General features: G+C 65.3%; 15 protein-coding genes. 9 read left to right on the plus strand and 6 right to left on the minus strand.

Annotated features, from left to right (window positions below):
* Positions 1-138: 138 nt before the first annotated feature.
* From ACK5IR_RS06045 to ACK5IR_RS06055, 3 genes are read right to left on the minus strand one after another with little or no spacing between them, the layout of a single operon-like run.
* Entirely contained in the window at positions 139-1413 is a 1275-nt protein-coding gene (locus ACK5IR_RS06045; RefSeq protein WP_416926917.1) for an ABC transporter permease, read from the minus strand.
* Positions 1410-2216, minus strand: a complete 807-nt coding sequence (locus ACK5IR_RS06050; protein WP_416926919.1) for an ABC transporter ATP-binding protein — start codon at positions 2214-2216, stop codon at positions 1410-1412. Before ACK5IR_RS06050 ends, ACK5IR_RS06045 begins: the two co-directional genes overlap by 4 nt.
* 39 nt (positions 2217-2255) lie before the next feature.
* A complete protein-coding gene (locus tag ACK5IR_RS06055) occupies positions 2256-3257 on the minus strand; it encodes an ABC transporter substrate-binding protein (protein ID WP_416926921.1) in 1002 nt (333 codons plus the stop codon).
* 244 nt (positions 3258-3501) lie between these two features.
* On the opposite strand from ACK5IR_RS06055, the gene ACK5IR_RS06060 reads away from it, so the two are divergent.
* From ACK5IR_RS06060 to hemP, 9 genes are all read left to right on the plus strand, one after another.
* Complete coding sequence (locus ACK5IR_RS06060) at positions 3502-4881, plus strand: aspartate aminotransferase family protein (protein WP_416926924.1); 1380 nt, start codon at positions 3502-3504, stop codon at positions 4879-4881.
* A gap of 129 nt (positions 4882-5010) precedes the next feature.
* Entirely contained in the window at positions 5011-6324 is a 1314-nt protein-coding gene (locus ACK5IR_RS06065) for a malonyl-CoA decarboxylase (RefSeq protein WP_416926926.1), read from the plus strand.
* 158 nt (positions 6325-6482) lie between these two features.
* On the plus strand, positions 6483-7415 hold the full coding sequence (locus ACK5IR_RS06070) for a carbohydrate kinase family protein (protein WP_416926928.1): 933 nt from the start codon (positions 6483-6485) through the stop codon (positions 7413-7415).
* Positions 7412-7864, plus strand: a complete 453-nt coding sequence (gene dtd, locus ACK5IR_RS06075) for a D-aminoacyl-tRNA deacylase (RefSeq protein ID WP_416926930.1) — start codon at positions 7412-7414, stop codon at positions 7862-7864. Before ACK5IR_RS06070 ends, dtd begins: the two co-directional genes overlap by 4 nt.
* Positions 7865-7999: 135 nt before the next feature.
* Positions 8000-9427, plus strand: coding sequence for a circularly permuted type 2 ATP-grasp protein (locus tag ACK5IR_RS06080; protein ID WP_416926932.1), 1428 nt, complete (start codon positions 8000-8002; stop codon positions 9425-9427).
* 4 nt (positions 9428-9431) lie between these two features.
* Positions 9432-10373: an alpha-E domain-containing protein gene (locus tag ACK5IR_RS06085; RefSeq protein WP_416926934.1), complete on the plus strand. Its 942-nt coding sequence runs from the start codon at positions 9432-9434 to the stop codon at positions 10371-10373.
* A 3-nt stretch (positions 10374-10376) separates the two neighbouring features.
* Positions 10377-11180 carry a transglutaminase family protein gene (locus tag ACK5IR_RS06090; protein WP_416926936.1) on the plus strand — a complete coding sequence of 268 codons (804 nt, stop codon included), beginning with the start codon at positions 10377-10379 and terminating at the stop codon, positions 11178-11180.
* A gap of 34 nt (positions 11181-11214) precedes the next feature.
* On the plus strand, positions 11215-11952 hold the full coding sequence (locus ACK5IR_RS06095; protein WP_416926938.1) for a peptidase: 738 nt from the start codon (positions 11215-11217) through the stop codon (positions 11950-11952).
* A gap of 157 nt (positions 11953-12109) precedes the next feature.
* The gene (hemP, locus tag ACK5IR_RS06100) at positions 12110-12280 is read left to right on the plus strand and encodes a hemin uptake protein HemP (protein WP_416926940.1); all 171 of its coding nucleotides are present in this window, start codon (positions 12110-12112) and stop codon (positions 12278-12280) included.
* Positions 12281-12300: 20 nt separating this feature from the next.
* Here the strand turns inward: hemP and ACK5IR_RS06105 are convergent, their stop codons facing one another.
* The 3 genes from ACK5IR_RS06105 to dhaL form a co-directional block, all read right to left on the minus strand.
* Entirely contained in the window at positions 12301-13386 is a 1086-nt protein-coding gene (locus ACK5IR_RS06105) for a Gfo/Idh/MocA family protein (protein ID WP_416926942.1), read from the minus strand.
* Between the two features lie 8 nt (positions 13387-13394).
* Positions 13395-14402: a Gfo/Idh/MocA family oxidoreductase gene (locus ACK5IR_RS06110; protein WP_416926945.1), complete on the minus strand. Its 1008-nt coding sequence runs from the start codon at positions 14400-14402 to the stop codon at positions 13395-13397.
* Positions 14403-14550: 148 nt separating this feature from the next.
* On the minus strand, positions 14551-16344 hold the full coding sequence (gene dhaL / locus ACK5IR_RS06115; protein WP_416926947.1) for a dihydroxyacetone kinase subunit DhaL: 1794 nt from the start codon (positions 16342-16344) through the stop codon (positions 14551-14553).
* Positions 16345-16518 lie beyond the last annotated feature (174 nt).

Genomic DNA, 16518 nt, shown 5'->3' on the forward strand with positions numbered 1-16518 from the left:
CCCCCTCGGGCGGGCGCCTTGCGACTTCACCGCGCGCGCAAACGTTGGAGGTTCGTGGCAGGCATGAAGTGAAGACCAAAAGCGTTGAACGCCCACCCGGCAGGCAGGCCACCAGCCGCGCCGCGGGATTGCGGTGCCTCAGGCACGACCCTTCCACGGCACCGTCAGACGCTCGGCCATGCGCATCGCCATGTCGATGCCGTAGCCCACAATGCCGATCAGGATGATCCCCATGATGACGATATCGGTAAGCTGGAACTTGGACGCGGCGATGATCATCATCCCCACCCCTTTCTGGGCCGCCACCAGTTCGGCGGCGACGACGGTGCTCCAGCAGACCCCCATCGCCACCCGTGCGCCGGTGAAGATCTCGGGCAGGGAGTTGGGTACGATCACATGGGCCAGCACCTGCCGACGGGAAGCGCCCAGCGAATAGGCGGCGTGCACCTTGCTGATATTCACCCCCGAAACCCCGGCACGCGCCGCGATGGTCATGATCCACAGCGCGGCAAGAAACAGCAGCACGATCTTGCCCGTTTCCCAGATACCGAACCAGATGATGACCAGCGGAATCAGCGCCAGCGGTGGCACCGGCCGCATGAACTCGACGATCGGGTCGAACCAGCCGCGCACCCAGCCCGACAGCCCCATGGCATAGCCGAGCGGGATGCCGATGAGCGAGCCGAGCAGGAAGCCGGCGAAAACGCGCAGCAGCGACCAGCCGATGTGCTGCCACAGGGTCGCGTTCTGATAACCGCCGGAAACGATCTCGACAAACCGCTGTGCCACCGCCTCGGGCGAGGGCATCCAGACCGGTTCCATCTGCAACCCCTTCGCCGGCGCAAAGCTGAGCGAGCCCCGCAGCGTCAGGGTTACCCGGCCATCGGTCACCCGAACGGTCTCGCCCGGCTCTATGAACTTGTCATCGACGGTAACGATACGAAACCCCGGCGAGGCAGCCCCCGGATCGTTGTCGGCAACCCTGATCAGCACCGACCGCCAGGCACCGACCACCGCGGCATCGTCCTGCACGAAGGCGCCACCGCCGGATACCCCGGGCGGGTCGATATCGGCGCCGACCTCGTGCACGCGAATGGCGACCCGGGCGGTACCGCTCCGGCCCGCGCTGTCGCGGGCGCTGTAGCTGAACGCCGTCTCGCCGACGAACGGCGCCGGTACGTGGAACGGAACCCATTTCGACCCGGTGAAGGCGCCCCATATAAGAAAGATCACCAGCACCGACAGCACCGAGGCCGCCCTGTCGGGCCGGACCGCGCTTTCATCGCCGAAGGCGATCGTCTTCCCGCCGGCCGGCCGAGGCGCCTTTCCGCCCAGCGAACGGATGAAATGCACCGCAAAATAGCTGCCGAGGAAAAGCGCGGCATAGATCAGCAGAAGCACGAGCCCCGTCATGCCGAAACCCCGGTACGACCCATGATCTCTTCTTCCATTTCCCAGATCATCGACAGAATCTCGTCGCGGGTCGCGGCAAAACCCCCGCTGTTCCTGATTTCCCGCAGATCGGCGTTCACGCCGCAGCTCGCAAAGGGAAGCCGGTATTCGCGAAAGACCGTCCCCGGACGGGGCGCCAGGACCACCAGCCGCTCGCCCAGAAGCAGCGCCTCCTCCACCGAATGGGTGACCAGAATCACCGTCTTGCCGGTTTCCTTCCAAAGCCGCAGGATGAGACCCTGCATCTTCTCGCGCGTCAGCGCATCGAGCGCGCCGAGCGGCTCGTCCATCAGGATCACATCGGGGTCGTTGGCCAGGCAGCGCGCCAGCGCCACCCGCTGCTGCATGCCGCCCGACAGTTCGTAGACCGCCTTGTCCTTGAATTCGCGCAGCCCGACCGTATCGAGCAGATGATCGACGATTTCGTCACGCGCCCGTCTGGGCATGTGCTTCATCCGGGGGCCGAAGGCGACGTTCTTGCGCACATTCATCCATTCGAACAGCGCGCCCTGCTGGAACACCATTCCACGCTCCGCCCCGGGCCCGGTCACCGCGCGCCCGTTCAGGCGGACCAGCCCCCTGCTCGGCGCAAGAAATCCGGCGACGACATTCAGCAGTGTCGTCTTCCCGCAGCCCGACGGCCCGAGGATCGTCACGATCTCGCCCGTCGCAACGGAAAGCGTGATGTCGCGCAACGCCTGCACATGCGTTCCGTCCGGCAGGGCGAAACACATGGACAGATTCCGGATCTCAAGGCCAGCCATGGCCGGCGGTACCCCGCTGTTCAGTTGCGGGGCGAAAGATCACATTTCACCGGCAGCCTGCAAGTAGGTCGTGTCGACCGCCGCGTTGTAGCTGTCGAGCGCCCTGGGGATCGAGCCCGTTTCCTCGAACACGCGGGCAACGCCGAGCATGTAATCCTGCATCCCGCCACCAAGCCATCGCGCCTCGAGCTGCTCGGCGACCGGCGGGAAAACGAAGGTGTCGATGGTGGCGGCAGCCGCATCGAGGTCCATCCCGGCATCTTTGGCGATGACCGCCAGCATCTCGTCGCGCCTGTCGCCGGCGTTCCACATCGCGTTCGCCTCGGCCGTGACGGCGAGGAACCTACTCAGCAACTCGCCGTTGGCGGCGGCAAACTCCGCCGGCACCGAGGTCACGTCGAAGACGAGGATGCCGAGCGCTTCCTTCTCCGCCCCCGAGAGCAGCACGTTGCCGTGCTCCTTCATCCGCAGCAGCGCACCGCCCCAGCCGCAGACCATGTCGAGGTTGCCCTGGGCAAAGGCCGCCGCGCCCTCTGGCGGCGACATGTCGACGATATCGAGGGTCGATGTATCGATGCCGAAGTGTCTCATCTGGGCGAGAAAACCGAAATGCGCCGCCGTCCCGAGCGGCACGCCCACCTTTCTGCCCTCAAGCTCCCGCGCGTTCTTCTGATCGATCTCGAGGGTTTCGGCGACGACGCAATTGTCGTTCTCCGAATAGGTCATGGTGATATCGACCGCCTTGAGATCCTGCCCGGCAGAAACGGCCACCACGAAGGGCGGAACGCCCTGGCTGAGCGAGATCTGCACCCCGCCCGACGCCATCGCCGCCGACATTGCGGTTCCGGTCTCGAACGCGACCCAGTTGACCTCGGTTCCCAGCGCCTCGTCGTACATGCCGGTCGCCTTGGCGTATTGATAGGGCATGGGCAGTTCGAGGAAATAGCCGACGGTCAACGGCTCTGCGGCCAGAGCCGGATGAATACCGCCCAGGGCCGCAAGGCCCGCCATTGCGCTGCGGAAGCCGGTCTTGAGGATCATGCGTTCTCTCCAGTTTGTTAAGAAGCGACAGGTATACAAGAAAGCGGGTCAGTTGCCCGACCCGCCGGAATGGGCAGACTGTACGGCGAAATTCGCGATCGGCAACCGCGCGCTGCCGCGACGGGCCCGAAACCGGATTCTGCACCTTCCCCAAACCCGGTTTCCGTGCACAGTAGTGGGGACCGCGCCGGCAACCCGACCCTGCCGGCGCCGGACGCACGCCCATGGCCGAAGGAGCCGCCCGATGAACCAGAACCTTGCCGCAAACGACATTTCGCAGGTGATCGAAGCCGACCGCGCCCATGTCTGGCATCACCTGCTGCAACACAAGCCGCTGGAAACCGCCGACCCGAGGATCATGGTCGAAGGCAAGGGCATGCGGCTGTGGGACGCAGCCGGCAGGGAATACCTCGATGCGGTATCGGGCGGCGTGTGGACGGTGAACGTCGGCTACGGGCGCGAATCGATTGCCAACGCGGTGCGCGATCAGTTGATCCGGCTGAACTATTTTGCCCAGTCGGCCGGTTCCATCCCCGGCTCGCGCTTTGCCGAGAAGCTGATCTCGAAAATGCCGGGGCTGAGCCGGGTCTATTACTGCAACTCGGGCACCGAGGCGAACGAGAAGGTCTTCAAGATGGTGCGCCAGATCGCGCACAAGCGCCACGGCGGGCGCAAGTACAAGATCCTCTATCGCGAGCGCGACTATCACGGTTCCTCGCTTGCCGCGATGTCGGCGGGCGGCCAGCCCGAGCGCAACGCCCAGTACGGCCCCTTCGCACCGGGTTTCGTCGAGGTTCCGCATTGTCTCGAATACCGCGCCCAGTGGGATGTGGAAAATTACGGCGAACGCGCCGCCGACGCGATCGAGGAGGTTATCCTGCGCGAAGGCCCCGACACCATCGGCGCGCTCTGTCTGGAGCCGGTCACGGCGGGCGGCGGGGTCATCACCCCCCCCGAGGGGTACTGGCAGCGCGTGCAGGAGATCTGCCGCAGGCACGACATCCTGCTGCATATCGACGAGGTCGTCTGCGGCATCGGCCGCACCGGAACATGGTTCGGCTATCAGCAATACGGGGTCGAACCCGATTTCGTCACCATGGCCAAGGGCGTTGCCTCGGGCTATGCCGCCATCGCCTGCACTGTGACGACCGAGCGGGTCTTCGAGATGTTCAAGGACAATCCGGGCGATCCGCTGGACTACTTCCGCGATATCTCGACCTTCGGCGGCTGCACCGCCGGCCCGGCAGCGGCGCTGGAGAACATGCGCATCATCGAGGACGAGGGTCTGCTGGAAAACACTACCGCCATGGGCGAGCGGCTGATGGACAACCTGCGCGGCCTGAAGGAAAGGCACGCCGCGGTCGGCGATGTGCGCGGCAAGGGGCTGTTCTGCGGTGCCGAGCTTGTCGCGAACCGCACCACCAGGGAGCCGGTCGACGAAAAGCAGGCGCAGGCGGTGGTGGCGGATTGCTACGCGCAGGGCGTCATCATCGGCGCGACCAACCGGTCGCTGCCGGGGCTCAACACCACGCTCTGCCTGTCGCCCGCCCTGATCGCGACACCCGACGATATCGACCGGATCACCGAAGCGATGGATGGTGCGCTCGGCCGCGTCTTCGGCTGAGCGGCACGGCCGAAGGCACGGGCACCGGCAGGGGGTGCATGACACCCATTCGGGATCGCCCGGTGAAATCCGGCATCCGCCGCCTTATATTACCGGTGTGCGAACGGGCCGAAACAGGAAGGATCTTCCATGGCACGCAGCGGATTTCTCGGCGATTTTCTGGGCAATCTCTATGGCCGCGCGCGCTGGCCCATCGGCGGGTCCGACCGGCGCCCGATCAGCGACCTGTGCCTTGCGCTGCTGTCGGCGGCGGGCGAGGTTTCGGGGATGCGGCTGGCATCGGTCATTTTCGACAAGTATCGCAAGCTGACGTCTGGACAGAAGCTCGCCTTCTTCACCTTCCTCAACGACGCGCTCGACGTGGACGGGGCAAGGGTCGCCGCGCTGGGGCGGGCCTATGCCGCCGACCCGTCGCCCGGGAATTTCCGCGCATTGGTGCACGAAGCCGAGCCGAAGCGGCAGGAACTGTTCCGCAGGCTGCATCAGGCGCCCGGCGCGACCGCCGAAATCGTCGCGGCGCGTGTCGACCTGCTGGGAATGCTCAAGGAGCATCCCGAGCTTCAGCGCACCGACATGGATTTTGTCCATCTGCTGCGAAGCTGGTTCAACCGCGGCTTCCTGCGGATCGAACAGATCGACTGGAACACCTCGGCCACCCTGCTTGAAAAGATCGTCGCCTACGAGGCGGTGCACGAAATTCACGACTGGGACGAGTTGCGCCGGCGGCTTCACCCGTCCGACCGGCGCTGCTTCGCCTTTTTTCATCCCTCGATGCCGGGCGAACCGCTGATCTTTGTCGAGGTGGCGCTGACGCAGGGCGTTCCGGGCTCGATCCAGGCGCTGCTGGAGGAAAACCGGGCGGTCCTGCGCGCCGACGAGGCCGATACCGCCGTCTTCTATTCGATCTCGAACTGTCAGCGCGGACTCAAGGGTATCTCCTTCGGCAATTTCCTGATCAAGCAGGTTGTATCGCAACTCAGCCGCGAACTGCCGAAGCTCGACACCTTCGTCACCCTGTCGCCGATGCCCGGCCTCAACCGCTGGCTCGAATCCCTGCCGGCGGACAATGCCGCCCGGCGCCTTCTGGCGGGCAAGGCGAACCCCGCCGAGGCCGAGGCGCTGGCCGCACGCTATCTGCTCGAAGCGCGGCGGAGCGACGGTTTCCCGCAGGACCCGGTCGCCCGTTTCCATCTTGGCAACGGGGCAATCGTTCACAAGGTTCATGCCGGCGCGGATACCAGCGAGCACGGCATGCACCAGTCCAGCGGCATGATGGTGAACTACCTCTACGATCGGGCACAGACCGAAAGAAACCACGAATCCTTCACCGCCGAACAGAAGATCGCCGCCAGCCGCGCTGTCCGGGCAAAGCTCAGGGCCGACCGCGCCGCCGGCACCGCCAAGGCAGCGCCCAAGGCCGCCGCCGAGGCGCCGGGAGGCTGACAGCCGAGGCGCGCCGCCCGGATGGCGAAGGCGCGCGAATTTTGCCACGCCGGCACATATTGCGGCCCGCTTCGTCTCAGCGACACAGCGGCAGGTGGACCTTCGCCACGGGCGCGGCTAGAGGATTCCAACGATACTCATTCCGGGGAGGTCACCGAATGATCCTGTGTGCCGGCGAGGCCCTGATCGACATGCTGCCGCGCATGTCCACCGCAAACGAACATGCCTTTGCCCCGGTGGCCGGGGGGTCCGTCTTCAACACGGCAATCGCGCTGGGGCGTCTGGGGGCGCCGGTGAAGTTCTTCACCGGCCTGTCGACCGATCTGTTCGGGCGCAAGCTGGAAGGCGCGCTGCTGGCAAGCGGTGTCGACTACACGCTCTGCGCCCGCTCCGACAGGGCCACGACACTCGCCTTCGTCGAACTGACCGACGGGCACGCCAAATACGCCTTCTACGACGAGGGCACCGCCGGCCGCAGGCTGACCGCCGCCGACCTGCCCGATCCCGCCGCGCTGGCCAATGTGACGGCCCTGTTTGTCGGTGGCATTTCGCTGATGGTCGAACCCTGCGGCGCGGCCTACGAGGCGCTTGCGCTGCGCGAGGCGGCCAGACGCATCGTGATGATCGACCCCAACATCCGCCCCAGCTTCATCAAGGACGAGGCCGCCTATCGCACACGGATCAACCGCCTGATCGCCGCAGCGGATATCGTGAAGGTTTCGGACGAGGACCTGCGCTGGCTGGCCGGCGACGGATCGCTGAGCGAACTGGCGGCACGCATGCTGGAAAAGGGTCCGACGATCGTCTGTGTGACCGCAGGCTCCGACGGGGTGACAGCGCACCTGAAGGACCGGGCCTATACCGCAACCGGCAGGGCCGTCGAGGTGGTGGATACCGTCGGAGCGGGCGATACGTTCAACGCCGGTTTCCTCGCCGGACTGGAACGGGCCGGAAGGCTCGACAAGAAGAAACTTGCCGACATCACCAGGAAGGATCTGTTGTCCGCCCTGACGCTGGGCAACGCCGCCGCAGCGGTCACCGTAAGCCGCGCCGGTGCCAACCCGCCGACAGCCGAGGAACTTGGCCTGTGAGAGCACTGATCCAGCGCGTGACGCGCGCTTCGGTCACGGTGGACGGCGAGATCGTCGGACAGATCGGCGCCGGGGTTCTGGCGCTGGTCTGCGCGATGCGGGGCGACAGCGAGGCCGAGGCCGAAAAGCTCGCCGGAAAGCTCGCCAGACTGCGGATATTCCATGACGAGGCGGGCAAGATGAACCGTTCGCTGCAGGACACGGACGGCGCGGCGCTAGTGGTCAGCCAGTTCACCCTTGCCGCCGACACCAGCCGTGGCAACCGTCCGGGGTTCTCGGCCGCCGCCGACCCCGCCGATGGCGAGCGTCTCGTCCGCCATTTCGCCGCGACCCTCGCCGCGCTCGGACCCGAGGTCGCAACCGGCCGCTTTGCCGCCGAAATGGCCGTCGAACTGGTGAACGACGGCCCGGTCACGATCTGGCTCGAGATCCCGCCGGCAAGTGCCTAGATTCTCAGCGTTTTGCCCGCGTTCTATGCAGAGGCAGCCGCGTCTGCCCGGGTTCCACGCACCAACCGGTATTTTTCGCTTAACTTCGCGTCAAGATTTGTTGCAGTGTCTCAATCCTCTCTGCAAGGTGGTGCCATGAGCGAAAAGGCCAGATTTTTTGACGAGTTGCTGGGGCATGACGAGACACCGCGTTCGCCCTACGGCACCTATCACGCGTGGTTTGCCGCCGAGGACATCGGCCGCCTGCGCAAGAAATCATCGGATGCCGAAACCTTCTTCCGGCGCACGGGCATCACCTTCAACGTTTACGGGCAGGAAGAGGCCGACGAGCGGCTGATCCCCTTCGACATCGTTCCGCGCATCATTTCTGCGCGCGAATGGCACAGGCTGAGCCGCGGCATCGAACAGCGGGTCCGGGCGATCAATGCCTTTCTGCACGATATCTATCACCGTCAGGAGATCATCCGCGCCGGCCGCGTCCCTGCCGAACTGATCGCGCGAAACGAAGCGTTCCTGCCGCAGATGATCGGTGTCACCCCGCCGGGCGGTGTCTATACCCATATTGTCGGAACCGACCTCGTGCGCACTGGCGAAGACGAGTTCTATGTGCTGGAGGACAACGCCCGCACCCCGTCCGGCGTATCCTATATGCTGGAAAACCGCGAAACCATGCTGAACATGTTCCCCGAGCTTTTCAGCAGGATACGCGTCCAGCCGGTACAGGATTATCCGACGCGCCTGCGCCGGTCGCTCACCGCCAGCGCGCCGCCAGCCTGTTCCGACCGGCCGGTGGTGGCGGTGCTGACGCCGGGCATTCACAACTCGGCCTATTTCGAACATTCGTTCCTGGCCGACAACATGGGCGCCGAACTGGTCGAGGGCAGCGACTTGCGGGTGGTGGACGGGCGCATCGCCATGCGCACCACCGAAGGATACCGGGCCATCGATGTACTGTACCGACGGGTCGATGACGATTTCCTCGACCCGCTCAACTTCAATCCCGATTCGGTTCTGGGCGTTCCCGGCATCATGGACGTCTACCGCGCCGGCGGCATCACCATCGCCAACGCGCCGGGCACCGGCATCGCCGACGACAAGGCGATCTATTCCTACATGCCCGATATCGTCGAATTCTATACCGGCGAAAAGGCGCTGCTTTCCAATGTGCCCACGTGGCGCTGCTCGGAACCCGACAGTCTGGCCTATGTGCTCGACCACCTGTCGGAACTGGTGGTGAAGGAGGTGCACGGCTCGGGCGGCTACGGCATGCTTGTCGGGCCTGCCGCGTCGAAGCGGGAAATCGCCGGCTTCCGCGAAAAGCTGGTCGCGCGGCCCGGCAATTACATCGCGCAACCGACGCTGGCGCTTTCGACGGTGCCGATCCTGACCAAGGCCGGGCTTGCTCCGCGCCATGTCGATCTGCGGCCTTTCGTGCTGGTGTCACCCAACGGGGTCGACCTGACGCCGGGCGGGCTGACACGGGTCGCGCTGAAGAAGGGATCGCTTGTGGTGAACTCCAGCCAAGGCGGAGGCACCAAGGACACCTGGGTGCTGGAGGACTGACAGTATGCTCGGCAAGACCGCTGGCGGCCTTTACTGGATGTACCGCTATCTTGAGCGCAGCGAGAATATCTCGCGCCTGATCGAGGCCGGGTTCCGCAACGCCCTGACCCGCCCGTCGACGATGGATGACGAATGGGCGGCAGTGCTGGACGCGGCGGGGGCGCGGAATGCCTATCTCGACCGGCACGACGCCTTCGAACATGCGAAGGTGGTCGATTTCCTGCTGCGCGACCGCAACAACCCGTCGAGCGTGATGAACTGCGTCGAACATGCCCGGAACAACGCCCGGCTGGTGCGCACTGCACTGTCGCGCGAGGTCTGGGAGGCGACCAACGAATGCTGGATGTCGCTGCGCAGCGCGCTTGCCCGGCAGGTCCGCGACCGCGACCTGCCCGAGGTGCTGGCGATGATCCGCCAGCAGAACGCGCTGGTGCGCGGCGCCACCCACGGCACGATGCTGCGCAATGACGTGTTCAATTTCGCCCGCACCGGCACATTCCTCGAACGCGCCGACAGCACGGCGCGCATCCTCGATGTGAAATACTACGTGCTGCTGCCATCGATCAGCTATATCGGCTCCGCGCTCGACAATGTGCAGTGGGAGAACATCCTGCGCTCGGTCGGGGCGCAGTCGTCGTTTCGCTGGCTTCACGGCGCCGATATCTCGGCCATCGAAATCGCGGATTTCCTGATTTTCGATCCGCGCATGCCGCGCTCTCTGGCCTTCTGCGCCGGGAAGGCGGCGGCAAACCTCGGCTATCTGGAACGCGAATACGGAACCCGGAAGCCCTGCCACGACAAGGCCGAGGCCCTTGTCGGCCGGCTGGCCTCCTCGGGCATCGAAAGCATCTTCGAATCCGGTCTCCACGAGTTCATTCTCGATTTCCTCAACGACACCTCAGAACTCGGGTCGATGATCGAAACCGACTACCGATTTTACGGGTAACACATGCGCTTGAAAATCCTGCACCGGACAACCTACAGCTACACCGAGCCTGCGGCATATGCGCTGCAACAGCTTCGGCTGACGCCGAAAAGCCGCATCGGGCAATCCGTCCTGACATGGCAGACCCGGATCGACGGCGGCCAGAAGGAACTGGAATTCGACGACCACAACATGAACCGTGTCATGCTGATCTCCTTTGCCGGAGATGGCCACGAGATCATGGTGACCAGCGAGGGCGAGGTCGAGACGGCCGATACCAGCGGCGTGGTCGGAAAACACGCCGGCTTCGCCCCGCTGTGGTATTTCCAGCGCCAGACGCCGCGCACGCGGCAGGGGGCGGGTGTCCGATCGCTGGTGAAGGGGCTGACGGCGGATTACGACGATCCGATCATGCGCTTTCATGCGCTTTCGGCCCGCGTGCTCGACGCGGTGCCCTACACGCTGGGCGTGACCGATGCCGAAACCAGCGCCGAGGACGCACTGAACGGCGACGGCGGCGTTTGCCAGGATCACGCCCATGTCTTCATCGCCGCCGCGCGCCAACTCGGCTTTCCGGCGCGCTACGTCTCGGGCTATCTGCTGATGGACGGGCAGGAGCAGCAGGAAGCCAGCCACGCCTGGGCCGAGGTCCATATCGAACCGCTGGGCTGGGTCGGGTTCGACGTGGCGAACGGCATCAGCCCCGACGAAAGATATGTCCGCGTCGCCACCGGGCTGGATTACGCCGAGGCCGCACCAATCTCCGGCCTGCATTTCGGCGAATCGGCGGGCGAGACGCTGGCCGTTGACATCCAGGTCCAACAATAGGCCTATGTAGCCAGTATTTTTCGGGAAAAACACGATGACCTATTGTGTCGGCCTGCGGCTTAACCGGGGCCTTGTGTTCATGTCCGACACCCGTACCAATGCGGGTGTCGACAACATTTCGACCTTTCGCAAGATGCACTCCTGGTGCGTGCCGGGCGAGCGTTTCATCACGCTTCTGACCGCCGGCAACCTCGCCACCACGCAGGCCGTGGTCAGCCTGCTGGAGGAGCGCAGCAAGGCGCAGGAGGAACGCAACCCCTCGATCCTCGAACAGCCATCCATGTTTCAGGTGGCGACGCTGGTGGGCCAGACGCTGCGCGAGGTCATCGCGCACCAGTCGCAGAACGGCCAGCAGGCCGACGGGCCGTTTCGGGCCACGCTCATCCTCGGCGGCCAGATCGACCCAGGCCCGACCCGGCTTTTCATGATCTATCCCGAAGGCAACTTCATCGAGGCAAGCGACGACACGCCCTTCTTCCAGATCGGCGAGACGAAGTACGGCCGGCCGATTCTGATCCGTGCCTACGATCCCGACATGGATTTTCCGGAAGCGATCAAGCTTCTGCTCGTTAGTTTCGATTCGACGGTCAAGGCCAACCTGTCGGTCGGCCTCCCCTTCGATGTGCAGACCTACGCGGCCGACAGTCTCGATTACGGATTCCAGACCAGAATCGAAGCGAACGACCCGTATTTTCACCTGATTTCAGATGGATGGGGCGATGCGCTGCGCGACGCATTCGCCAGTCTTCCCCGATTCGACAGCGGCGGCTGACGGGTGGCCGGCAACCGGTCACGGATGTGAAGGACGACCTATTTCTGAGCGTTTTATTCTGGATTGACAAAACTTAGTTTTTTTGTTGGGTATTGCCCTGTGCAGAACGTTCCGGGGGTTCCCCCGAAACCGCTCGAGTTGGACAGGATCGAAACCCATGACGATGATGAACCACACCGGACTGAACGACAGCCCACTCCTTCAGGGGCACCCGGCCTACGACGCGCGCACCATGACCGGTGACGACGGGCTCGCCCAGATCGTGCTGGACGAAAAGGTCTATACGCTGCGCATCACCAAGGCCGGGAAACTGATTCTGACCAAATAGGCACCTGCCGGCTGTAGCGCCTATTCGACCAGGCCTGCGGCAGAAAAATCGATGCCGATGGTGGCGCGGATCATGTCGAGCGTCGCTATCGTGTCGAGCGTCGCATCGAGCGGCCGGCAGGGCGTTTCCGTCTTTCCGGCGGAAATGCAGCGCGCAACCTCGGCAGCCTCGTAGAACAGCCCGTCGAAATGCCTGCCGACCGGTTCGTCGTGGCGCAGGACCACGCCTCCGTCCGGCGAGCGCAGTTCGAACGGGCCGGGCAGATTGAATTCGCTGCCGAAGCGCAGGCTGCCACCGGTGCCGACAATCGCGGCATTGGTCGGGCTGAAACCATAGGGCGTGGTGGCCATGGTGCCGATATTGCCCGCGGCATCGGCCATCACCACCGCCAGTTGCCCGTTCACGCCGCTCGGGTCGACCTGACCGAGCCCGACCATCCGGTCGGGTACGCCCATGAGCTTCACGATCAGCGAGACCGGATATGTCCCCAGATCGAGCAGCGGCCCGCCCGCCAGCGCCGGATCGAACAGGCGGTGCGTTGGCGGCAGGTACTCGCCGTATTCGGTATAGACCGAGCGGATTTCACCGAGCATCCCCGAGGCGAGAATCTGGTCGATCACGTCGAATTTCGGCAGGAAACAGCTCCAGAGCGCCTCGGCAAGAAACAGCCCGCGCGCACGCGCCAGCACCACCATTTCGGCCGCCTGCGCGCGGTTGAGCGCCATCGGCTTTTCCACCAGCACATGTTTGCCGGCGTTCAGTGCCAGCAGCACATGCTCGTGATGCAGGTTGTGCGGGGTGGCAACGTAGATCACATCGACCCCGGGGTCGGACACCAGCGCGTCATAGCTGCCATGGGCATGTGCGATGCCGTTCCTCGCGGCGAAGCCCCGCGCCCCGTCGATGCTGCGCGAGCCGACCGCCGCGACGATCTGCCGGGTGTGCGCCGTCACGCTGGCGGTGAACTGCGCCGCGATCCAGCCGGTGCCGAGAACGCCCCAGCGCAACGCCGGCGCCTCCATCGGCGGGGCGATGCGTGATTTTGGCATGCTCAGCGCGGCGCCCGGCGCGACGGTGCCCTTGGTCGGTTCAGTAGTGCGGGTCATGGTCTGCCTCACGGTTGCCAGTCGGGGGAAAGGGCAACGGGCGCACCCGTTGCGATGGAGACAAGCGCGGCCTCGGCCAGGCGCTGCGCCTCGAGGCCGTCGCGGATGCCGGCAAGCGGCGGAGTGCCATTGCGGATCATCTCGACAAAGGCGATCATCTCGTTGCGGTAGGCGGCTTCGAAACGGGCGATGAAATAGTCCATCGGCGGGGCGCTCAGCGCCCCTTCGGGCCCGGCGATACGCAGATCGTTCTGCGGGCGGTTGTCGATGAACAGAACCTCGCGCGCGCAATGTGCCTCGAGCCGCTGATCGTAGCCCAGAGGCCCGCGCCGGTTATTCGACATCTGCACCATCCGGCCCGAGGCGGTCAGCATCGTCACCATCAGGCTGTCGATATCGCCTGCCGCCCCGATATCGGGGTCAATCTGGCAATTGCCTATTGCATAGAGCGAGGCGATCTCCTCGCCGGTCATGTAGCGCGCCTGGTCGAAATCGTGAACCGCCTGATCGCGCAGCATCCCGCCCGAAACCCTGACATAGGAAACCGGCGGCGGGCCCGGATCGCGGGTATGCATGACAAGCTGCTCCAGCCGCCCGGAGGTGCCTGCCGCGATGCGGTCGCGTACGGTGCGAAAGTTCGGGTCGTAGCGGCGCTGAAACCCCAGCATCACCGGTACGCCCGATGCCTCGACCTGCGTCGTGACACCGGCGACGGTCGGAAAATCGAGGCTGACCGGCTTCTCGCAGAAGACTGCCATCTTTGCCGTCACCGCGTCCAGGAGCAGGCCGGCGTGCGTGTCGGTCGGGCTGGCGATCACCACGCCGTCCACATCGGGGTCGGCGAACACCGTATCGGGCGCGGCCACCTGCGCCCCCAGGCCGGCCGCCAGTTCGTCCCGCGCGGCGCTGGCGACCGGATCGACAACATATTTCAGCCGGACCCCCGGCAGCGCCGCGATATTCCGCGCGTGAACCTGCCCGATCCGCCCCGTTCCGAAAACGGCCAACGCAATCATCTGTTTCCTCCCCGCGAGGTATTCTCGCTGGCAGACGATACGCCGACAGGCAGCGGCGCCAAACGGCAACCTTGACGGGATCTCGTCAAGGTCCGGCCCCGTTCCGGGCCGACACGCGCCGGCCGGTGACGGACACACCGGCGCGGGATCAACCGCGCCTGAGCGCCGGTTCGGCGCGGTCGCGCGTCTGTTCCTCAAACGACCGGCGAAACGCCTCGATCATCAGATAGCTCGACGCGGAGCCGGGATCGATATGACCGAACGAGCGCTCGCCCAGCCGTGCCGTTCGCCCCTTGCGGGCGGCGATGTTCGCCGTCGCCTTCATGCCGTGCAGCGCACCGCGCGCGGCGGCGCGCAGACAACCGGCAACATCGGCACCTTCATCCAGCGCCAGCCGCGCCGCGTCGATCCCCGGCCAACAGGCATCAAGCATGGTCTTGTCGCCGCGCACCGCCCCGCCGCGCTGCTCGATCCCCCGGGCGGCTGCCTCGAAAAAGGCCACCAGCGCCGCTGCGTCGAGCCCGTCCCGCCCCGCCGCCGAAACACCCGCCGCCAGAAAGGCCGAGGCGTAAAGCGGCCCGGTCGAGGCGCCGACGGCATTGAGAAAGGTCGTCGCGATGCGGGCGCAGATCGCCTCGATATCGTCATCGGGCATGCGCTCTGCCATCGCCCTGCGCACCGCACGCCACCCGAGGCCCATCGTCACACCGTGATCGCCGTCCCCCACCACCCCGTCGAGTTCCGAAAGCCAGTCGGCGTGGTCCTCGACCGCGAACGAGGCGGCGACAATCATGTTGGCGAAGATGTCGGGGGTGATCTCGCCACCGGGGCGGTGCGTGCCGTCATGCCGCGTCACGGATCTGGCGGCGACGGGTGGCGCCGGCGCAGCGACGGGCGCCAGACGATCCGCCACGGAAACCGGCGCGGGTGGCGCGCCGACCTTCAGTGTAACCGAGTGGCAGGGATGATCGAGCAGCGCGGCGAGTTCGTCGTCGAGCCGGATGAGCGAAATCGACGCGCCCGCCATTTCGAGCGAGGTCGCATATTCCCCGACATACGAGCAATGGATCGATACCCCCAGATCGCCGAGGATCTGCCGGGTCCGGCGATGCAGCAGGTAGAGTTCCATCAGCGTCGTTGATCCCAGGCTGTTGACCAGTACCCCAACCCGGTCGCCGGCCGTCAGGTGAAGCTCGCCCAGCACATGCTCCAGCAGGATATCTGTCACCTCATCGGCGCTTTCCACCCGCGCGCGGCGGATGCCGGGCTCGCCATGCAGCCCCATGCCGATTTCCATCTCGTCATGGCCAAGATCGAAATTCGGCTTGCGCGTCTGCGGCAGGGAGCACGAGCTGAGCGCAACCCCCATCGTCGCCGTCGATGCGTTCGCCTTGCGCGCCAGGCGCTCCACCTCGTCGAGGGCCGCCATCCGGTCCGCCGCCGCACCCGCCACCTTGAAGACAAAGAAGTCGCCGGCGATACCGCGCCGCTGGCTGCGGCACTCGGCCGGCGCCGAGGTCACATCGTCGGTCACGCGAACCGAGCGGACATCTATCCCCGCCGAAATGGCCTCGTCGGCGGCCATGTCGAAATTCATCGTGTCGCCGGTGTAGTTGCCATAAAGGTAAAGCACACCGGCGCCACCGTTCACTGCCCTCGTGGCCTCGACTATCGGTTCGGGAGAGGGCGAGGCGAAGACGTTGCCGATGGCGGCCGCATCCGCCAGCCCGCGCCCGACATATCCGCAAAATGCCGGCTCGTGGCCCGAACCACCGCCGACGACGATCCCCACCTTGCCCAGGCGCGGCCCGTTCACCGCGCGCACCACACGGCCGGTACTGCCCGCCGGTTCGAGAATCCCGGGATGCGCGCCGAGAAGCCCGTCGATCATCTCGTCGACGATCGCCTCGGACGTGTTCATCAGCTTCTTGGTTCTGTTCACGCCGTTTCTCCATCAACCGGTTGTCCGCGCCCCGTCGGCCGGGCGCCACGCACCTATGCCGACGCACTCGCGTATCCGTCAGACCGCGGTCGCAAAGGCCGGCGATCACCTGCCGGAACACACACCGCCCCAGACGTTCGGTCCAGGCGGAATCAACCTAGCCGCATATCGTAC

This window comes from Tropicimonas sp., from assembly GCF_047971885.1.
Taxonomy (GTDB): domain Bacteria; phylum Pseudomonadota; class Alphaproteobacteria; order Rhodobacterales; family Rhodobacteraceae; genus Tropicimonas.

Coding starts and splice junctions, on each gene's coding strand:
- ACK5IR_RS06105 (WP_416926942.1), bottom strand. CDS start 13,386: ATGACCCGCACTACTGAACCGACCAAGGGCACCGTCGCGCCGGGCGCC.
- ACK5IR_RS06080 (WP_416926932.1), top strand. CDS start 8,000: ATGAGCGAAAAGGCCAGATTTTTTGACGAGTTGCTGGGGCATGACGAG.
- ACK5IR_RS06055 (WP_416926921.1), bottom strand. CDS start 3,257: ATGATCCTCAAGACCGGCTTCCGCAGCGCAATGGCGGGCCTTGCGGCC.
- ACK5IR_RS06110 (WP_416926945.1), bottom strand. CDS start 14,402: ATGATTGCGTTGGCCGTTTTCGGAACGGGGCGGATCGGGCAGGTTCAC.
- ACK5IR_RS06045 (WP_416926917.1), bottom strand. CDS start 1,413: ATGACGGGGCTCGTGCTTCTGCTGATCTATGCCGCGCTTTTCCTCGGC.
- hemP (WP_416926940.1), top strand. CDS start 12,110: ATGACGATGATGAACCACACCGGACTGAACGACAGCCCACTCCTTCAG.
- ACK5IR_RS06095 (WP_416926938.1), top strand. CDS start 11,215: ATGACCTATTGTGTCGGCCTGCGGCTTAACCGGGGCCTTGTGTTCATG.
- ACK5IR_RS06050 (WP_416926919.1), bottom strand. CDS start 2,216: ATGGCTGGCCTTGAGATCCGGAATCTGTCCATGTGTTTCGCCCTGCCG.
- ACK5IR_RS06065 (WP_416926926.1), top strand. CDS start 5,011: ATGGCACGCAGCGGATTTCTCGGCGATTTTCTGGGCAATCTCTATGGC.
- ACK5IR_RS06090 (WP_416926936.1), top strand. CDS start 10,377: ATGCGCTTGAAAATCCTGCACCGGACAACCTACAGCTACACCGAGCCT.
- ACK5IR_RS06060 (WP_416926924.1), top strand. CDS start 3,502: ATGAACCAGAACCTTGCCGCAAACGACATTTCGCAGGTGATCGAAGCC.
- ACK5IR_RS06070 (WP_416926928.1), top strand. CDS start 6,483: ATGATCCTGTGTGCCGGCGAGGCCCTGATCGACATGCTGCCGCGCATG.
- ACK5IR_RS06085 (WP_416926934.1), top strand. CDS start 9,432: ATGCTCGGCAAGACCGCTGGCGGCCTTTACTGGATGTACCGCTATCTT.